Consider the following 18,846-nt stretch of genomic DNA (forward strand, 5'->3'; position numbering starts at 1 on the left):
TAAGATAATGAAAAAATTTTATTCCTTTGTTTTTCTGTTGATTACCGTGGTCGTTTTCGGGCAGATCAACTATACCATTACACCCAATCCATTCAACGAAACCGATGCTGTTACGCTGACAATTCCCGGGGACCAGATTGATGAATCCGCATGGGGTATTTCCAACAATGCTGTTTATATCTGGTCTTGGTCTTTTGATACCAATTATCAGAACAGTCAGAACTGTCCTACCAATGGCAGCTGGAGCGATTCCAATGACCTGAATAAACTGAATTATAATGCAGCCACAGATACCTATTCCCTGGCTTTTACTCCGACTTCTTTCTTCGGAAGAACAGGAATCGGACGATTTGGTTTTTTATTAAAAGATAAAACAGGGGCACATCAGACCTCACCGGATATATTTGTCAACGTGGGTACTTTAAGCTTAACCCTTACAAATCCACTGGCGAACAGTCTTACCTCGGTCCCGGCAGGAAATTCAATCAATATTACAGCCACTACCAATGTTAATACTACTTTCCAGTTAAAAGCCAATGGAGTTGTTGTGAACTCAACTTCAGCTCTTTCACAAGCTTATTCTTATACTTATACGGTTTCAGAAGACGCTAATATGGAGCTTACAGCAACTCAGGGATCCAATTCCAAAAATGCGGCATTTATTCTGCAGATTCCGAGAAATGTAGTGACTCAGGCGGTTCCAAGCTGGATCCGACAGGGGATTAATTATCATCCTACAGATCAGACCAAAGTAGGGCTTGCATTGTATGCTCCCGGTAAAAACTTTGTGCATGTTATCGGCAGCTTTAACAACTGGGCTGTGAATGATGCCTATTTGATGAAAAAGGATACCACAAATCCTGATCTTTACTGGATTGAACTCAGCGGACTGACCCCTCAGCAATTATATTCTTTTCAATACAGAACCAATGATTTAAGAAAAGTAGCAGACCCTTATTCACCACAGATTTTATCTTCTTATGACGATCCATGGATTTCGGCTTCTACCTATCCAAATCTACCTGTATTCCCTGCAGGACAAGGTTTTGAAGTTTCTACATTTAAAACAGGGCAAACCGCTTATAACTGGCAGGTAACCAATTTTCAAAGACCTGCGAAAGAAGATCTGATCGTATATGAATTATTATTAAGAGACTTTACTCAGGAAAAAAACTGGCAGTCACTGATCAACAAGATTTCTTATTTGAAGAATTTAAAGATCAATGCTATAGAATTGCTTCCCATCATGGAATTTGATGGAAATCTTTCCTGGGGATACAATACTTCCTTCCATTATGCATTGGATAAAGCATATGGAACTCCTGAAAAATTCAAAGAATTTGTGGATCTGTGCCACCAAAACGGAATTGCGGTGATTTTAGATGTCGCCTTTAATCACGCAACAGGACGCTCACCTTTGGTAAGACTTTGGAATATAGACCCTGATGGAGACGGTTATGGAAATGTTGCTCCGGATAACCCTTATTTCAATCAGGTTCCCAAACACTCTTATAATGTGTTTAACGATTTTAATCATACAAGTTCTTCAACTCAATATTACGTTGAAAGATGCCTTCAGCAATGGTTGACAGAATATCACATCGATGGATTCCGTTGGGATTTGACGAAAGGATTCACCCAAAGCTGCTCTGAAAATGATGAAGCCTGTACCAATGCTTATCAACAAGACAGAGTTGACATTATGAAACATTATGCAGACAGGCAGTGGGCTATTGATCCCAATTCTTATATGATTTTCGAACACCTGGGAACAGATGCAGAAGAACAGCAATGGGCCAACTACAGAATAGCAGAAGGAAAAGGTGTTATGCTTTGGAATAAACAAACCGATCCCTATAATCAAAATACCATGGGATATAAGGAAAACAGCAATTATGACCGTATGAATCACAGTCTTCATGGCTTTACCAATATGAGTGCAGTGGGATATGGGGAAAGTCATGATGAGGAAAGACTCATGTTTAAAAACCTTGAATATGGTGCAGTGAATGGAGGTTATAGTGTTAAAAATCTGAATACGGCTCTTGAAAGAATGAAAACCTTCGGAGCTACATTCTTCACTATTCCCGGTCCGAAAATGATCTGGCAGTTTGGAGAATTAGGATACGAATTCAGTATCAACAGATGTGCGGATGGTACGATCAACAGCGGATGCAGAACAGATGAGAAACCAGTTGCATTTACTCTGGGATATGATACGGATGTAAACAGAAAAGCAGTGTATGATACATGGGCTAAAATAATCAACATCAGAAATACCCATCAGATTTTCAAATCTAAAACATACAGCATAGAATCCAATAATCTTACGAATGATCCTGATGGACTGATCACCAGGATTTATCTCTATGATACAACCATTACTACCGGAATAAAGAATGTGGTGGTATTGGCTAATTATACTACTTCTGCACAAAATGTTGTTCCTTACTTTCCTTACACAGGTCAATGGCAGAATCTGATGGATGACAGTGTTTCCAATATAGCTTCAACAACAGCTCCGATAACTTTACAGCCTGGAGAATACAGGGTTTTCGGAAATTATGCAGGAGCTTTGTCAACAAAGGATACTCACGCAGCTAATAAATTATCCCTTCAGATTGCTAATAATCCAATACAAAACGGGATCGCAAAATTAATTTTTAACAAAGCAAAAAACGGAGAGATTTTATTTTTTGACATGACCGGTAAAAAGCTGGATTCATTCAGACTTGATAAAGAAAACGGGACTTATGAAACCAAAATCAATTATCCGCCAGGAACTTATCTGGTTCAGTTAAAATCGGAAACAGGAATCGCAATTCAAAAGATGATTGTTAAGTAAAACAAAAAGGCAGATTGGCAGAAGAGCTGATTTGCCTTTTTTGTATATTGAAAAAAATAGTCTACTTTTGTGGTAGATTTATCAAGAAAGGTGGAGGGATTTGGCCCAAAGAAACCTTAGCAACCTGTACAATTCAAAAAAGTGCAAAGGTGCTAATTCCAACCCGAAAGGGGAGATAAGTGAAGTCAATATTCTTATATGAATTCCATTTCTTGAAGTCTTGTTTATCTGCGAAAAGGTTCGCAGGAATGTTATTATTAATTGGCAAGAACGAAAAATGAAAAAATTAAGTACAGCAGTATTTTTGCTGAGTGTAATTTTGGTAGCTGCTCAGGAGAATGAGGAGAAAGGAAAACAAATCGAAGACATTATCATTGTCGGAAACCGAAATGTCAAAAGAACAAAACTTGAGACACCGGTTCCTGTAGATGTTATCAATATTGACAAGATCCAGAGAAGCTCTCCACAAATGACCGCTCAGGATCTCCTGAACTATGTGATCCCATCATTCAACGCAGTGAGACAATCTGCTTCTGACGGTACAGAACATATTGATCCCGTATCCTTAAGAGGAATGGGACCAGATCAGATTTTGGTATTATTAAACGGAAAAAGAAGACATTCTACATCGTTAGTCAACTATCAGAATACCGTAGGAAATGGCTCTGTAGGAACAGATCTTGGCACAATTCCCATCATTGCAATTGATAGAATAGAAGTCTTAAGAGACGGAGCAGCGGCACAATATGGCTCTGATGCTATCGCAGGAGTGATCAATATTATTCTTAAGAAAAATGCCGGAGCCTCTGCAAGTCTTACTTATGGAGTAAGCGGAAGAAATGATGGCGATACTTATCAGGCCGGAGCCAATTACGGAACTTCATTAGGAAAGAAAGACGGCTATATTAATCTTTCACTACAATTAAGCCATAGAGGAAAAACAACAAGAACTCAAAATCATGATTTAGATATTTTCGGAGATAATTTTGCATATGCGTTTGCAAATGATCCTGAAGCGGCAAGAGCTGCAGATGATGCAAAGATTAAAGAACGAGGATTGACGCGTGATGATTTCAATTTTCAGATCGGAGATGCCCAGATTAGACAGGGACAGCTGTTTTTCAACGCAGAATACCCTTTTAATGATAATTTTAAACTGTATTCTTTCGGAGGTTTTAGTATCAAAGAAGGAAAAGGTTTTGGTTTCAGAAGACTTCCGAGCGAAACATCTAATGTCGTTTCATCTATTTACCCAAACGGGTTTCAGGCAAGTCTTGGATCTCAGGTCTATGATGTGTCTTATGCTGTAGGCGCAAAATATAATGTCAATAACTGGCTATTCGACCTGAGTAATACCTTCGGAAGCAATACGTTCAATTATAATGTAAACAATACGAATAATGCTTCCCTTGGGGCAAAATCGCCAACCCGTTTTTATGCAGGAGCCCATAGTTTCCTTCAAAATACCGTTAATCTTGATGTTTCTAAAAATATAAATCGTTTCAATATCGCATTCGGAGGAGAATTCAGATTTGAACAATACCAGATCAAGGCCGGAGATGAGGCTTCTTACACCCAATATGACATCAATGGAAATGTGGCTGCTGAAGGTTCTACGGTACTTGGTGCAGGAGGATCACAGTCTTTCATTGGGTTTTCTCCCAACAATGCATTGACGAAGGACAGGCATTCGACCGCAGTATACGCAGATGTTTCCTATGATTTAGATAAAAAACTGAATATTGATGCCGCTGCAAGATTTGAAAACTACTCAGATTTTGGAAATACATTGAATGGAAAACTCGCTGTACGATATGAATTTGTGAAAAATTATGCAGTAAGAGCAGCAGTCGGAACAGGATTCAGAGCGCCCTCACTTCAGCAGCAGTATTTTAATAATTCTTATGCCGATATTTCGACTTCAGGATCGGGAATTGTCACCAAAGGGATCTTCAGGAATGATAGCGATGCTGCCAGAATTTTAGGATTTGATAAACTCAAACAGGAAACTTCTGTCAACGCAAGTGCAGGATTTACCCTTCACCCTTTGAATAAATTATCTATTGCCGTAGATGGATATTGGATCAAAGTGAAGGACAGAATTGTAATCACCAGCAATATTACAGATCCAAGGCTGGCCCAGTTTAAGGTGGAAAGCGGAAGATTCTTTGCCAATGCTGTTGATACAGAAACGAAAGGAGTAGATGTGGTTGTTTCCTATGACTGGCTACTTGGTAAAGGAAATTTAAATATTAATCTTGCCGGAAACTATACAGAAACGAAAATTACAGATTTCCATTTTCCGGAAAACTTAGGAACCCCTCAGAATGAATTCTTTGGTCCGGATCAGATCAATATCATTGAAACATTATCACCCAAAACAAAAGCATCATTAGGATTAAATTATGGAATCGGGAAGTTCAATTTTCTCGTAAGAAATACCTATTTTGGCAAAGTAATAAGAGATGGTTATCCTTTTGGCGGAGTTCAGGAGTTCTCTCCAAAAGTAGTGACCGACATCAGCGTTGGGTATGATATCACAAAAAGTATCAACTTTACCGTTGGAGCCAATAATATTTTTGATGTCTTCCCGGATCGCCAGATTTATGAAAATTCATACTATGGAGTATTCAAATATGCACCGGTTCAGATGGGAACGCTGGGGAATTATTTCTTCGGAAGGCTTAATTTTAATTTTTAATCATTAAATGAGTACTACCTCGCATCAGATTGGCTGGAAAACAGCTGCAGCCATCGTCGTTTCCAATATGATCGGAACAGGAATTTTTACCACCCTGGGATTTCAGTTATCCGATATTACCAATACCTACAGTATTTTCCTGCTGTGGGGTATTGGAGGAATTCTCGCTTTGTTTGGAGCCTTTTGCTATGCTGAATTAGGCTCACACTTTAAAGGAAACGGAGGCGATTTTATCTATCTAAAAGAAACCTATCATCCACTGTTTGGATATCTGATAAGCTGGGTTTCTCTGATTATTGGATTTTCTTCTCCTGTGGCCCTTGCAGCATTGGCAATGTCAAAATACCTTTCCGTATTTGATTATTCTTTTGGAAATGGTTTTGCGATTGCAGCTATTTTTCTGGTTGCGATTGCGTTGTCATTTAGCCTGAAAACGTCTAGCAGATTTCATAACTTTTTTACTTTCATCAAAATAACCTTCATTATTGTGTTGGTTATTCTTGGAGTTGGGCTTTCAGATTCACCACAGATTGGAAATAGTCTGAACTTCAGTGACAACTGGAAAAATGAGATCATGCTTCCGGCTTTTGCCACCTCTCTTGTTTTTGTTACCTATTCCTATACGGGTTGGAATTCGGCATCTTATATCGCCGGGGAAATAAAAGATGTGCAGAGGAATCTTCCCAAATCACTCATTATAGGAACTGTTTTCGTGACAGTAAGCTATATTTTGGTGAATTATATTATGCTGAAACATGCTTCTGTAAGTCAACTGGCAGGAAAAGAAGATGTAATGGGAGAAGCAGCTGTCAATATGCTGGGACCTGCCTTTGGAAAAATTGTCAATATTTTTATCGCTTTACAACTGGTTGCTACAATTAGCGGATACTTATGGGTAGGATCGAGATTAACGCAGGCTTTTGCAAAACACACCTCTATTTGGAAACCATTATCCGCAGGCAATGAAAAAGGAATTCCCGTAAGGGCTATTTTTGCGCATGCAGTGATTGCGGCCATTATTATTCTGACAGGAAGTTTTAAAGAAATCTTCGTGTACACGGCTTTTATTTTACAGCTTTTTGCAAGTCTGGCTATTTCTACCGTATTCTTTCTGAAGAAAAAAGATAGAAAAATTTTTAAGTCTAACGCTTTCCATATTTTTCCTGCTGTTTTTCTCCTGTTCAGTATTTATATTCTCTACTTTACATTTATTCATAATCCTAAAGAAAGCCTGATAGGACTGGGAATTATCGCAGTTGGAATTATTTTATATCTGGTGGACAGAAGGCTGTCCAAAGGATCTTAGAGGCGGTTTTAATCCCGTATAAAGTGGGATAAACAAATTTGTAATTGGGTGTTTTTGCCATTTTACTCCCTTTATCCCTAATGCTCAAAAATTTATGCTGATTCGGAATTTTAATTTTGAATTAATAATTCTTATCTTTGCACCCACAAAATTTCTACAATGTCTAAATCATTAATTCCAAAATTAGAAGCTATAAAACAAAGATATAATGAGGTTGCAGACCTTATTATACAGCCTGATATCATTTCAGACCAAAAAAAATATTCTTCTTTGAACAAAGAATATAGTGATTTGGGAAAAATTGTAAGAGTTTACGATCAGTACAAAGGTGCCCTTGACAGCATTGAAGAATCTGATGAAATCATTGCTGATGGATCAGACAGAGATCTGGTAGATCTTGCTAAAGAAGAAAAATTGGAAGCTCAGGCTAAAATTCCCGGATTGGAAGAAGAGCTGAAAGTATTGCTTATTCCTAAAGATCCTGCAGATGATAAAAACATCATCGTAGAATTACGTGCAGGGACAGGTGGTGATGAGGCGGCTATTTTTGTAGAAGATATCTACAGAATGTATACCATGTATTTCAAAACAAAAGGATGGAGACATGAAGTTACAGATTCCAACGAAGCGGCAAAAGGCTACAAGGAACTGATTATGAAAGTGGAAGGAGAAGGCGTTTACGGAATCATGAAATTTGAATCAGGAGTTCACCGTGTACAACGTGTCCCTGAAACAGAATCTCAGGGGAGAGTTCATACATCCGCAATTACAATCGCTGTTCTTCCGGAAGCTGAAGAAGTAGATTTTGAATTGAATCCTGCCGATATTGAAATGCAGACTTCTCGTTCAGGAGGTGCCGGAGGTCAGAACGTAAACAAGGTTGAAACTAAAGTTCAGCTTACCCACAAACCTTCAGGGCTCGTAGTGGTCTGTCAACAGGCTCGTTCTCAGTTGGCTAACCGTGAATTGGCAATGGAAATGCTAAGAACAAAATTATACGATATAGAATTACAGAAGGTGCAGGGAGATATTGCAGCACAACGTAAATCTATGGTATCTACAGGAGACCGTTCTGCAAAAATTAAAACGTACAATTACCCACAAGGTAGAGTTACTGACCACAGAATCAATAAGTCTATGTATAACCTTGATGCCTACATGAACGGAGATATTTCTGAAATGATTGATGCGGTCATCATGGCAGAAAATGCAGAGAAAATGAAAGGAGAAGAAGAAAATTACTAAGATTAGAACACATACAAATAAAGCCTCTGATTCTTCAGGGGCTTTGTCTTTCCAAATAACAAAACATAAAATATACTATGAAAACCTACAAAATTATTTTGCTGCTGATGCTTACCATGATGGGACAGCAACTTTTCGCACAGACTGAAGTAAAGAAACCTAAAGAAGCCTTTGAACTGTTCTTTGGTACTTTCGTGAATAATGATGAAGAAACTTTGAAAAAGCTTAATGATTATTTAAAGCCTACAGTAGAAGGGCAGGATGCTTATCAGGTAAACTTCAAAGAAACTTCACAAGAAGTGATGAACGGCAGTGTAGAGAATTTTTTGTCTGCTTTTCCTAAAGCTACAGGTTCAGCATGTAAAAAAGAAGCTGAAGACTATTTCAGAGCCATGTTTGATAACTTTAAAAAAGGAAAACTTACCATTAAAGATGTAAAAGTAGTTCCTAATGAATATGTTGAAGGGCAAAAAATTGCAGAAATAACCTATTCTGTAAGTTTCCTGGTTCCATCAAAACTAACTTCCGGACCAAAAGGTGATCTGAAAAAAATAAAAGTGGAGGATCTGAAAAAATATCTGACTCAGGCAGTTCAGGATTTTAAAAATGCTGATAAAACAGTAACCACAGATCAAAACTTTAATCTATACGAGCTTAAAGAAGGTGATAAAATATACTATTGGAACGGAAGTCCTGATGAGATTGTTACCAACCTTACCGATTTCTATTTTGAAAGCTTCGGTGCCAGTGAATAGTACAAAAATACGATAGTAAAACACACAAGTCTCAATGTATTGGGACTTTTTTTATTTCATATACTTTACGTATTTTTGAGAAAAACCGATCAGTATGAATTTTAAACCTATATTGTTAACTGCTGGAGTATTATTTTCAGCATCTTTTTATTCTCAGAAAATGAATTATCCTAAAGCATTAAAAGGAAGCCAGACCGATACTTATTTTGGAAGCGCAGTTGCTGACCCTTTCAGAGACCTTGAAAATGATTCCGAAGCGACTAAAAAATGGGTGGATGAAGAAGTTACTTACAGTCAAAACTATCTTTCAAAAATTCCGTTCAGAGATAAAATTAAAAGCCAGCTGAAGGACATCTGGAACTATGAAAAAATTTCAGCACCTTTCAAAGAAGGAGATTATACCTATTATTATAAAAATGATGGTTTGCAGGCACAGTCTGTTTTGTACAGAACAAACAACAAGACGAATGCCACAGAAGTATTTTTAGATCCTAATAAATTCTCAGAAAAAGGAACAACTTCACTTTCTAACCTGTCATTCAATAAAAAAGGAAACCTTGCCGCTTATTCTATCTCTGAAGGAGGAAGTGACTGGAACAAGATTATCATCATTGATGCAATTACCAAAAAGCAGATTGATGAGACTTTGCTGGATGTGAAATTCAGTGGAATTTCATGGCAGGGAGATGAAGGGTTCTATTATTCAAGCTATGATAAGCCGAAAGAAGGGACGGTACTTTCCGGGATGACAGATAAACATAAAGTCTATTTTCATAAACTGGGAACCAAACAGTCTGAAGATAAGTTGATCTTCGGAGGAGATAAAACACCACGAAGATATCTGGGTGCCGGAGTTTCTGAAGATCAGAGATACCTTATTATTTCTGCTGCTAATGCTACAAATGGTAATGAATTATATATAAAAGACCTTAAAAAAGGCGGAGACTTTGTACAGATTGTAAGCGGATTTGATGTCAATGCAAACATTGTAGACACAGAAGGTGATGATCTTTTCATTTTTACAGATAAAGATGCACCCAATATGCGTCTTGTAAAAACAACAATCAGTAATCCTGCTCCAGCAACATGGAAGGACGTAATTCCACAGACTGAAAATGTATTGGGAATTTCTTCCGGTGGAGGATATTTCTTTGCCACCTATATGATTGATGCCATAGATCAGGTAAAACAGTTTGATAAAGCTGGAAAACTGGTTAGAGAAATTACACTTCCTGGTAAAGGAAATATTTCAGGATTCGGAGGAAAAGAAAAGGAGAAAGATGTTTACTTTTCTTTCAGTAACTATATTACACCGGGAACTACCTATAAATTCAATGTAGACTCAGGTAAATCTGAAGTATATCAAAAACCGAAAGTGAAGTTTAATCCGGATGAGTATGTTTCAGAACAGGTATTCTATACTTCCAAAGATGGTACAAAAGTTCCTATGATGATCAATTATAAGAAAGGAACTAAGCTTGATGGTAAAAATCCTACTATTCTATACTCTTACGGAGGTTTCAATATTAGCCTGCAGCCATCATTCTCTGTAGTGAATGCTATCTGGATGGAAAATGGCGGTATCTATGCCGTTCCAAACATTCGTGGTGGAGGTGAATACGGAAAGAAATGGCACGATGCAGGAACAAAACAGCAGAAGAAAAATGTTTTTGAAGACTTTATTGCTGCCGGAGAATATCTTCAGAGCAAAGGCTATACTTCAAAAGAATATATGGCACTTTCAGGAAGATCCAACGGAGGATTGCTGGTAGGAGCAACCATGACAATGCGTCCGGATCTGGCAAGAGTAGCATTTCCGGGAGTAGGAGTTTTGGATATGTTGAGATATAATAAATTTACGGCCGGAGCAGGATGGTCTTATGACTACGGAACTGCAGAAGACAGTAAAGAAATGTTTGAATATCTGAAATCATATTCTCCTGTACACAATGTAAAAGCAGGAACTTGTTATCCATCAACAATGATTATCACCAGTGATCATGATGACAGAGTAGTTCCGGCACACTCATTCAAATTTGGAGCAGAACTTCAGGAAAAACAGACATGTAAAAATCCTATTCTTTTGAGAATTGAAAAGAATGCCGGTCATGGTGCCGGAAGAGCAACAGATCAGGTGATTAGCGAGAATGCAGATCTTATATCATTTGCTTTGTATGAGATGGGAATAAAGAAATAAATTACATCATATACCAATAAGAAAGGCCGGGCATTTGCCCGGCCTTTTTCTTTTGCTAAAATAGGGAGAAACAGAACGTTAACAGAAGTTTCATGTTTCGCTCAAAAAAATTAACTTTACGCAGACAAAAATAATTGGAATGCGAAAGACAATTTCTGTGAAAAAACCTGATTTTAGTGTATCACCTCAGGAAAGAGAGATTTACAATTTTGAAAAAGATGGGCTTGAACTTAAATCATCTTATGAGAAAAAAGATGTAAAAGATGAATCATTAACGCAGACTTCACCAGGAATTGAACCTTATCTGAGAGGACCGTATTCCACCATGTATGTTCAGAAACCATGGACAATCCGTCAGTATGCCGGATTCTCTACTGCTGAAGAATCCAATGCTTTTTACAGAAGAAATCTTGCTGCCGGTCAGAAAGGACTTTCTGTAGCGTTCGACCTGGCGACTCACAGAGGATATGATTCAGATCATACAAGAGTGGTGGGGGATGTAGGAAAAGCAGGAGTTGCCATTGACTCGATTGAAGATATGAAAATTCTTTTCAATGAAATTCCATTGGATCAGATTTCCGTATCGATGACGATGAATGGTGCGGTACTTCCTATTTTGTCTTTCTACATCGTTGCAGCAGAGGAGCAGGGAGTGAAACAAGATCAGCTTTCAGGAACAATCCAAAATGATATTCTGAAAGAATTCATGGTAAGAAATACCTACATCTATCCACCTGCACCTTCGATGAAGATCATTGCAGATATTTTTGAATATACTTCGCAGAACATTCCAAAATTCAACTCTATTTCTATTTCAGGATACCATATGCAGGAAGCTGGTGCTACGCCAGTACTGGAAATGGCTTACACATTAGCAGATGGTTTGGAATATGTAAGAACAGGAATCAAAGCTGGAATGAAAGTAGATGATTTTGCTCCGAGATTATCCTTCTTTTGGGCAATTGGAATGAATCATTTTATGGAAATTGCTAAAATGCGTGCTGCAAGGTACATTTGGGCAACCCTTTTAAAGCAGTTTAATCCTCAGAATCCAAAATCTCTGGCATTAAGAACCCATTCTCAGACCTCCGGATGGTCATTGACAGAGCAGGAACCTTTCAATAATATTACAAGAACAGCTATTGAAGCTTTATCTTCAGCATTAGGAGGCACACAGTCTCTTCATACCAATGCACTGGATGAAGCCATTGCCCTTCCTACAGATTATTCAGCAAAAATTGCAAGAAATACACAGATCATTCTTCAGCAGGAAAGCGGAATATGTGATGTTGTAGATCCAATGGGAGGAAGTAGCCTGGTAGAAAGCCTTACTCAGCAAATGATTGAAGAAGCGATGAGGTATATCAACGAGGTAGAGCAGGAAGGAGGAATGACGAAAGCTATTGAAGCAGGAATTCCTAAAATGAGAATTGAAGAAGCTGCTGCTAAAAAACAGGCTAAGATCGACAGTGGAGAAGAATTTATTATTGGTGTGAACTCATTCAAATCTTCATTGAAACAGGATGCAATAGAGATCTTGGATATTGATAATACAGAAGTCCGCAGAAAGCAGATCGAAAGACTGAAAACGATAAAAGCAGAAAGAAATGCTGATGCTGTTGAGCAGATCCTGAATGAAATCCGTGAAAGTGCAAAAACAGGAAAAGGAAACCTTCTGGCACTATGTATCGAAGCCGCGAGAAGAAGAGTTACTCTTGGTGAGATGAGTGATGCCATGGAAGAAACCTTTGGAAGATACAAAGCAAATATTAGAACAATTTCTGGTGTATACGCAATGAATGCCGGTAAAAACGAATTTTTTGAAAAAGCCCTTCATCTGACTCAGAAATTTGAAGAAGAAGAAGGACGCCGCCCAAGACTAATGGTCGCTAAAATGGGACAGGATGGTCACGATAGAGGAGCAAAAGTAGTAGCAACAGCATTTGCCGATATGGGATTTGATGTGGATGTAGCTCCACTGTTCCAGACCCCTGAAGAAGTAGCTAAGCAGGCTGTAGAAAATGATATTCACATTTTAGGAGTATCTTCATTGGCTGCAGGGCACAAAACACTGGTTCCGCAGGTAGTGGAAGAATTGGCCAAACTGGGAGCGGATGATATTACCATTGTTGTAGGAGGAGTAATTCCACAGCAAGATTATGAATTCCTATATGCTAATGGTGCTGACTTTATTTTCGGTCCTGGAACCAACCTTCCGAAATGTGCCGTAGAAATTTTAGAAAGATTTTTAGAAAAATAAACAGAAAAGCTTTAATTTCAACATAGAGATTAAAAGCATATCCTATGAGTCTGAAAAATATAGTAAAGCCGACAAAGAAAAAACTGCTTTTTCTTGTCGGCTTATTTGTTATTGCAGGTATTTTTCTGATGGCTTCCGGAAAGAAAAATACATCAGTACAAAGCTCTCCAATACACGCAGACACGGGTTGGGTAAAGAAACATTTAACAGCACTTACCCAAACGCCGCAGTTCCGGAATCATAAAAATATAGACCAGCTGAACGCAGTGGCAGATTATATTCATCAGAATTTTACTGCTTACAGTGACAGCACTTCTTTCCAGGAATATAAAGTTGATGGGAAAATATATAAAAACGTGATCTCCTCCTTTGGAACAGAGAATAAGAAGCGAATTATCATAGGAGCCCATTATGATGTCTGTGGAGATCAGCAGGGTGCGGATGATAATGCAACCGGAGTTACGGCCCTTTTGGAGCTGGGAAGAATGCTTAAAGGACAGAAGTTGAACTACAGAGTAGATCTTGTTGCTTATACATTGGAGGAACCACCTTATTTCAGAACCGAAAATATGGGAAGCTACATCCATGCAAAATACTTAAAAGACAAGAATATTGATGTATATGGAATGGCAAGTGTAGAAATGATTGGTTATTTCCGGGATGAAAAAGGTTCTCAGGGCTTTCCTCTAGGTATTCTTTCATGGGTATATGGAGATAAAGGAGATTTTATTACGCTGGTCAAAAAATTCGGAGCCGGTAAATTTGTTCGTAACTTCAGCGGAAATTTTAAAGAAGCCCATCAAATAAAAACAGAAACATTTACAGCACCAAAATTCATATCAGGAACCGATTATTCGGATCATCTTAATTATTGGAAATTTGGGTATTCTGCTCTAATGATCACCGATACCTCTTTTTTCAGGAATAAAAATTATCACGAAACCACCGATACGCTGCAGACGCTGGATGTGAAGCGGATGACAAAAGTTATTGATGCCATTTTTCTCAGTGTTATTCACCTTAAGTGAAAAAAATATTTTGATTATCAGAAAAATTTATATATTTGCACCTGAAAATCAAGTTTAACCAATAAAAAACGACGAAGCAATGTTCAGAACAAAACAGAATTCTACAGTTGGATTGCCACTTATGGTGGTAAGGCTTCGCGGTTTGGTACATTCTTAGAATAATAGTACAATACAATATCAAAACCCGAAGTCGTAGAGATTTCGGGTTTTTTATTGCGCAATATTTCAAACTTCAAGTTTCCCCGAAATCTTTTTTAGTGTCACATAAGGACAAAAATAGGATGAGGTATGTCCTCAAAACCGTTGGCGTCTATTATTAATCCATTCAACTAACATTTTAGTTGATTAAAAGTTGTGTGAGGTAAGATAAGCTAACTTCTAATATCTCACATCTAACTTCTCTTAACAATGGAAAATGATAATCTTCTGTCTTCCCGCTTGAGAAGCGTAAGAAGCAGAAAAAGAACAAGTAGAAAAGATGTAGAAAAACAGATCAGAAAAAAGTATAAACGTAGTAAAGAGCTTTGGAATATAAGAAGAAACATTCCATTGATTCCTTTAGATAAACCCTATCAGAGAGGCTTTGTAAGATTCTTTGTGGTAAGGGAAGATGTCATGAGAACTAAAGACGGAGATTTTTTTGACGGAATTCTGAAGAAAATCAATACTTACATGTATTCTGAAAGCAGGCAGTTTCTCAAAAAGAAAAGAAAATTCGGACGAAGAATATATGTAGAAAGAGAGCAAAAGCTTAGCAGAATTTCTTCTTACTCTTGGAATGATCCGAAGTTAGGGCTTACACCAAGGGAAAGACAGTATTTTTTGAAACTTGAAGAATATTGGCCTGTAAGAAAGAGATACGATACTTACTACGAATTCATCGAGCCATGGAGGTTTATCCTGAGAATAAGACCCAATATGATTACCCACTACAAGCCTGTGGACTTTGAACTAGAAAAAGAATATGCAGAGCTTGAATCCTATCTGGGACAACATAAAGTGTCAGGAATTATTCATAAAACAATGCATGGAAAACCCAATCCATGGAAGATGAAATACAAATCTGATAAAACGGGAAGTACAAAATACTTTCACTACAAAATGTCTGCAACAGAGATTGCAGAAAACTTACAGGACTTATAGGTCCAACTGTTATTTAAAACAAAAACAATGGGAAATTTAAAACTAAAAGGAAAAGATATATTAAAATTGGGCTATCCAAATAACCAAAGCGTAAACGTAGCATTGGAAGTCATGAAAAGAAATTTTGCAACGAAAAATATTCACCATGTAAAATCTCTTTTAAAGGAAATCCTGCTGAATCCGGAGAACTTTGAAAAAGATCTCACCTTCGGACAGATCGCAGAAACCCTGCTTTCATCCAAAAAAACAGAAAAAAGAATGCTGAATTCACAGCGTGCTGCATTTCAGATTTTTGGAAATAACATTTCAGAAGAGGCTAAAAATCAGCTGTATACCGCTTTGAAGCTGCCTGTTTCTACTCAGGGAGCATTAATGCCTGATGCTCACAGTGGGTACGGGCTTCCAATCGGCGGAGTTCTGGCGGTGGAAAATGCAGTAATCCCTTATGGAGTAGGAATGGATATTGGCTGTAGAATGAGCCTCAGTATTTTGGATACACCGGTTTCATATCTTGAAGGAGCAAGGGATAAATATGAAAAAGCGCTTGCCGAACATACCAAATTCGGGATGTATGAAACGCATAAATCTCACATAGATCACGAGATTTTTGATAGAGATACATTCGATATGATCCCGATTTTAAGAAGATTAAAAGGAAAAGCAATTAAGCAGATGGGCTCCTCAGGCGGAGGAAATCACTTTGTGGAGTTCGGAGAAGTAGAAATCACCGAAGAAGACAAACAGATTGGTCTGCCAAAAGGAAAATATCTGGGAATACTTTCTCATAGCGGGTCTAGAGGGCTGGGAGCAGAAATTGCGCAGTATTACTCAAGAGTGGCAACAGAGCAGTGTCCGCTACCCAAGGAAGCTCAAAACTTCGCCTGGCTGGACCTTAGTACCCATCTCGGTCTGGAATACTGGACAGCAATGAATCTTGCAGGAGATTATGCTTCAGCCTGTCACGATGATATTCACAGAAGACTGGTAAAAGCAGTCGGTGGAAGAGTAAAAGCCAGAATTGAAAACCATCACAACTTTGCCTGGAAAGAAATTCATAACGGAAAGGAAGTGATTGTTCACCGAAAAGGAGCAACACCTGCCCATGAAAATGAATTGGGAATGATTCCCGGATCCATGACTGCAAAAGGGTTTATTGTTCGTGGAAAAGGAAATCCAGAGTCTCTGAAGTCAGCATCGCATGGTGCAGGAAGAGTACACTCCAGAGGAGAATGCAGAAGCCTATTCACCCAGCATGATATCAAAAAAGAACTGAAATTGAAAAATGTGACGCTTATAGGCGGAAATGCAGAAGAAGCACCAATGGCTTACAAAAATATCAATGAAGTGATGAATGCGCAGAGTGAACTGGTAGATATTCTGGGAACATTCCAGCCAAGAATTGTGAGAATGGACAGATAATCTGCCATACTAACCTTATAGGTTTCTAAAACCTATAAGGTTTAACAAAATATTAAAAAACAAAAAATGGGAGCACCACATAACATAAAACGATATGGTGAAGTCTGGCCGGAATTCAGAATCCGGTTGGGACTCGAAATTTTAAATAGATTAAAAGATAAAATCATTATATCAGGAGGCTGGGCGTGGCATTTTATGTCAGAAACAGGACATACGGAATACAAACACGCTCATGACCACAAGGATATTGATGTTTTTGTAAAGAAAGAGAATGTAGCAGAAGTCGTAATCATTCTTCAGCAGGAAGGGTTTCAGAAAGTTTGGACCCGATATGATCATCTGCCGAGTGAAGAAAACTTTCGCAGGTATGAAAAAACGATAGAATTGGACAATGATAAATTCCATAGAATGACGATAGACTTCTTTGAAAGGGATGATCTTGAAACAATTGAAGCCAATGGTTTTACCGTTGTGAAGCCTGATGTTTTACTTTCATTTTACAGGAATATTCATTCCAGCGACAAATGCTGGGCAGTGATGGCTGCAAAAAATTTATTACAAAAGGGAATAGATCCGGTAGGACATCCTTTATTAAGCAAAATGCCAACATAAAAAATGGAAAAATTAATACAGATCACTTCAGGAAGAGGTCCTTTAGAATGCCAATGGGTAGCAGCCAAGGTTCTGAAGACCTTTCTTGAAGAGGCAAAACAAAATACAATAGAATATGAAATCATTCATCGTGAGAACGGTGATGAAAACCTGACACTGAAATCGGTGACTGTACTTCTAAAAGGCGAAGGAGTAACTCTGTTTTTAAAAAGCTGGTTAGGAAGCGTTTGTTGGATAGGAAAAAGTACATTCAGGAAACTGCATAAAAGAAGCAACTGGTTTATTGGCATTTTTGAACTTGAAAATCTAAAAATGATTGATTTCAATGAAAAAGATATTCGTTTTCAAACCGCCAGAAGCCAGGGAAGTGGAGGACAAAATGTAAACAAGGTGAATACTGCAGTGCGTGCCACCCATATTCCTACCAGAGAAACTGTTTTTGTGCAGGATTCCCGTTCGCAGCTGGAAAATAAAAAATTATCCGCTATCAGATTAAAAGAAAAAGTAATGGCGGTTTATATTCAGCAACTGGAAAGAAAGCTGAAAGAAACCTGGTCTCTTCAAATGCAGATAGAACGCGGAAATCCGGTTCGTACATTTTCAGGAACAGATTTTAAAAAGAATTACGAAGACAAGACATTCAAAAAACAAAGGAATGCCTTGAAAAATGACCTTAAAAACTACAAAAATGACCTTAACTAAAAGTAAATATTATTTTGAAGCATTGGATTATTTTCCATTCAATCTTTCCGAATGTATGGATGCGCTGAACTATGCCCTGTCTTATGAACCTGAAGATGCGGATAGTCTTTGTCTGATGGGAAGAGTATATTCGGAGGAATTGAAAGATTACGAAACTGCAAAGAGATACTTTGATGAGGCCATGCAGAGCAATATCGGAAATATCAATACTCCCAAGTATTATATCGAATGTCTTTTGAATAATGAAGATTATAAAGAAGCAGAAAAATTAATTGAATTTGCTTTAAAGATAAAAGGAATCGATAAGTCTGAAATTCTGAATTGCCTGTCTCTTTTGAAGGAAAGAAACTTTGAGTACAAACAAGCTTTGGCAACCCTTAAAGAAGCTAAAAAGTTTGCCTACAACCGCACTGCGCTTGAAGTCATTGAAGACAGAGAAAAGTTTGTCAAAGGAAAGGTTACCAGAACAAGAACCATAAAAAAGGCAGAATAATCTTTTTTTTTGATTATTCTTAAAAGAAATGAGGCTATCTCAAAAGTGTCATTCTGAACGAAATAAAATGGAGTGAAGAATCTCATATATTTGGGTATCAATAAGATTCTTCCTCCGTCAGAATGACAAAAGCAAATTAT

At 37.9% G+C, this 18,846-nt stretch carries 13 protein-coding genes and 1 riboswitch; all 13 genes read left to right on the top strand.

Features of this window, described 5'->3' with window-relative positions; genetic code table 11:
• Positions 1 to 7 precede the first annotated feature (7 nt).
• Positions 8 to 2,845 carry an alpha-amylase family glycosyl hydrolase gene (locus AC07UM_RS22060; protein ID WP_494684918.1) on the top strand — a complete coding sequence of 946 codons (2,838 nt, stop codon included), beginning with the start codon at positions 8 to 10 and terminating at the stop codon, positions 2,843 to 2,845.
• A 75-nt stretch (positions 2,846 to 2,920) separates the two neighbouring features.
• A riboswitch (SAM riboswitch) is annotated at positions 2,921 to 3,027 on the top strand.
• 95 nt (positions 3,028 to 3,122) lie between these two features.
• Positions 3,123 to 5,546 (top strand): TonB-dependent receptor plug domain-containing protein, encoded by a 2,424-nt coding sequence (locus AC07UM_RS22065; RefSeq protein WP_494684917.1) that lies wholly within the window; start codon positions 3,123 to 3,125, stop codon positions 5,544 to 5,546.
• 7 nt (positions 5,547 to 5,553) lie between these two features.
• A complete protein-coding gene (locus tag AC07UM_RS22070) occupies positions 5,554 to 6,852 on the top strand; it encodes an APC family permease (RefSeq protein WP_494684916.1) in 1,299 nt (432 codons plus the stop codon).
• A 159-nt stretch (positions 6,853 to 7,011) separates the two neighbouring features.
• Positions 7,012 to 8,097, top strand: coding sequence for a peptide chain release factor 1 (gene prfA / locus AC07UM_RS22075; protein ID WP_494684915.1), 1,086 nt, complete (start codon positions 7,012 to 7,014; stop codon positions 8,095 to 8,097).
• A 77-nt stretch (positions 8,098 to 8,174) separates the two neighbouring features.
• Positions 8,175 to 8,852: a hypothetical protein gene (locus tag AC07UM_RS22080; protein WP_494684914.1), complete on the top strand. Its 678-nt coding sequence runs from the start codon at positions 8,175 to 8,177 to the stop codon at positions 8,850 to 8,852.
• Between the two features lie 94 nt (positions 8,853 to 8,946).
• On the top strand, positions 8,947 to 11,049 hold the full coding sequence (locus AC07UM_RS22085; RefSeq protein ID WP_494684913.1) for a prolyl oligopeptidase family serine peptidase: 2,103 nt from the start codon (positions 8,947 to 8,949) through the stop codon (positions 11,047 to 11,049).
• Between the two features lie 139 nt (positions 11,050 to 11,188).
• Positions 11,189 to 13,309: a methylmalonyl-CoA mutase gene (gene scpA, locus AC07UM_RS22090; RefSeq protein ID WP_494684912.1), complete on the top strand. Its 2,121-nt coding sequence runs from the start codon at positions 11,189 to 11,191 to the stop codon at positions 13,307 to 13,309.
• Positions 13,310 to 13,353: 44 nt separating this feature from the next.
• A complete protein-coding gene (locus AC07UM_RS22095; protein WP_494684911.1) occupies positions 13,354 to 14,337 on the top strand; it encodes a M28 family peptidase in 984 nt (327 codons plus the stop codon).
• Positions 14,338 to 14,745: 408 nt separating this feature from the next.
• Entirely contained in the window at positions 14,746 to 15,480 is a 735-nt protein-coding gene (locus AC07UM_RS22100) for a hypothetical protein (RefSeq protein ID WP_494684910.1), read from the top strand.
• Between the two features lie 27 nt (positions 15,481 to 15,507).
• Positions 15,508 to 16,899, top strand: a complete 1,392-nt coding sequence (locus AC07UM_RS22105; RefSeq protein ID WP_494684909.1) for an RtcB family protein — start codon at positions 15,508 to 15,510, stop codon at positions 16,897 to 16,899.
• 66 nt (positions 16,900 to 16,965) lie between these two features.
• Positions 16,966 to 17,511 carry a hypothetical protein gene (locus AC07UM_RS22110; protein WP_494684908.1) on the top strand — a complete coding sequence of 182 codons (546 nt, stop codon included), beginning with the start codon at positions 16,966 to 16,968 and terminating at the stop codon, positions 17,509 to 17,511.
• Positions 17,512 to 17,514: 3 nt separating this feature from the next.
• Positions 17,515 to 18,213: a peptide chain release factor H gene (prfH, locus tag AC07UM_RS22115; RefSeq protein ID WP_494684907.1), complete on the top strand. Its 699-nt coding sequence runs from the start codon at positions 17,515 to 17,517 to the stop codon at positions 18,211 to 18,213.
• The gene (locus tag AC07UM_RS22120; protein ID WP_494684906.1) at positions 18,200 to 18,706 is read left to right on the top strand and encodes a tetratricopeptide repeat protein; all 507 of its coding nucleotides are present in this window, start codon (positions 18,200 to 18,202) and stop codon (positions 18,704 to 18,706) included. Before prfH ends, AC07UM_RS22120 begins: the two co-directional genes overlap by 14 nt.
• The last annotated feature ends 140 nt before the right edge of the window (positions 18,707 to 18,846 follow it).

The organism is Chryseobacterium sp. GW821-FHT04C04 (assembly GCF_059420365.1).

Excerpts from the sequence above, each read along its gene's own strand:
- AC07UM_RS22070 (WP_494684916.1), top strand. The coding sequence starts at position 5,554 with ATGAGTACTACCTCGCATCAGATTGGCTGGAAAACAGCTGCAGCCATC.
- AC07UM_RS22110 (WP_494684908.1), top strand. The coding sequence starts at position 16,966 with ATGGGAGCACCACATAACATAAAACGATATGGTGAAGTCTGGCCGGAA.
- AC07UM_RS22080 (WP_494684914.1), top strand. The coding sequence starts at position 8,175 with ATGAAAACCTACAAAATTATTTTGCTGCTGATGCTTACCATGATGGGA.
- prfH (WP_494684907.1), top strand. The coding sequence starts at position 17,515 with ATGGAAAAATTAATACAGATCACTTCAGGAAGAGGTCCTTTAGAATGC.
- scpA (WP_494684912.1), top strand. The coding sequence starts at position 11,189 with ATGCGAAAGACAATTTCTGTGAAAAAACCTGATTTTAGTGTATCACCT.
- AC07UM_RS22120 (WP_494684906.1), top strand. The coding sequence starts at position 18,200 with ATGACCTTAACTAAAAGTAAATATTATTTTGAAGCATTGGATTATTTT.
- AC07UM_RS22060 (WP_494684918.1), top strand. The coding sequence starts at position 8 with ATGAAAAAATTTTATTCCTTTGTTTTTCTGTTGATTACCGTGGTCGTT.
- AC07UM_RS22100 (WP_494684910.1), top strand. The coding sequence starts at position 14,746 with ATGGAAAATGATAATCTTCTGTCTTCCCGCTTGAGAAGCGTAAGAAGC.
- prfA (WP_494684915.1), top strand. The coding sequence starts at position 7,012 with ATGTCTAAATCATTAATTCCAAAATTAGAAGCTATAAAACAAAGATAT.
- AC07UM_RS22085 (WP_494684913.1), top strand. The coding sequence starts at position 8,947 with ATGAATTTTAAACCTATATTGTTAACTGCTGGAGTATTATTTTCAGCA.
- AC07UM_RS22095 (WP_494684911.1), top strand. The coding sequence starts at position 13,354 with ATGAGTCTGAAAAATATAGTAAAGCCGACAAAGAAAAAACTGCTTTTT.
- AC07UM_RS22065 (WP_494684917.1), top strand. The coding sequence starts at position 3,123 with ATGAAAAAATTAAGTACAGCAGTATTTTTGCTGAGTGTAATTTTGGTA.
- AC07UM_RS22105 (WP_494684909.1), top strand. The coding sequence starts at position 15,508 with ATGGGAAATTTAAAACTAAAAGGAAAAGATATATTAAAATTGGGCTAT.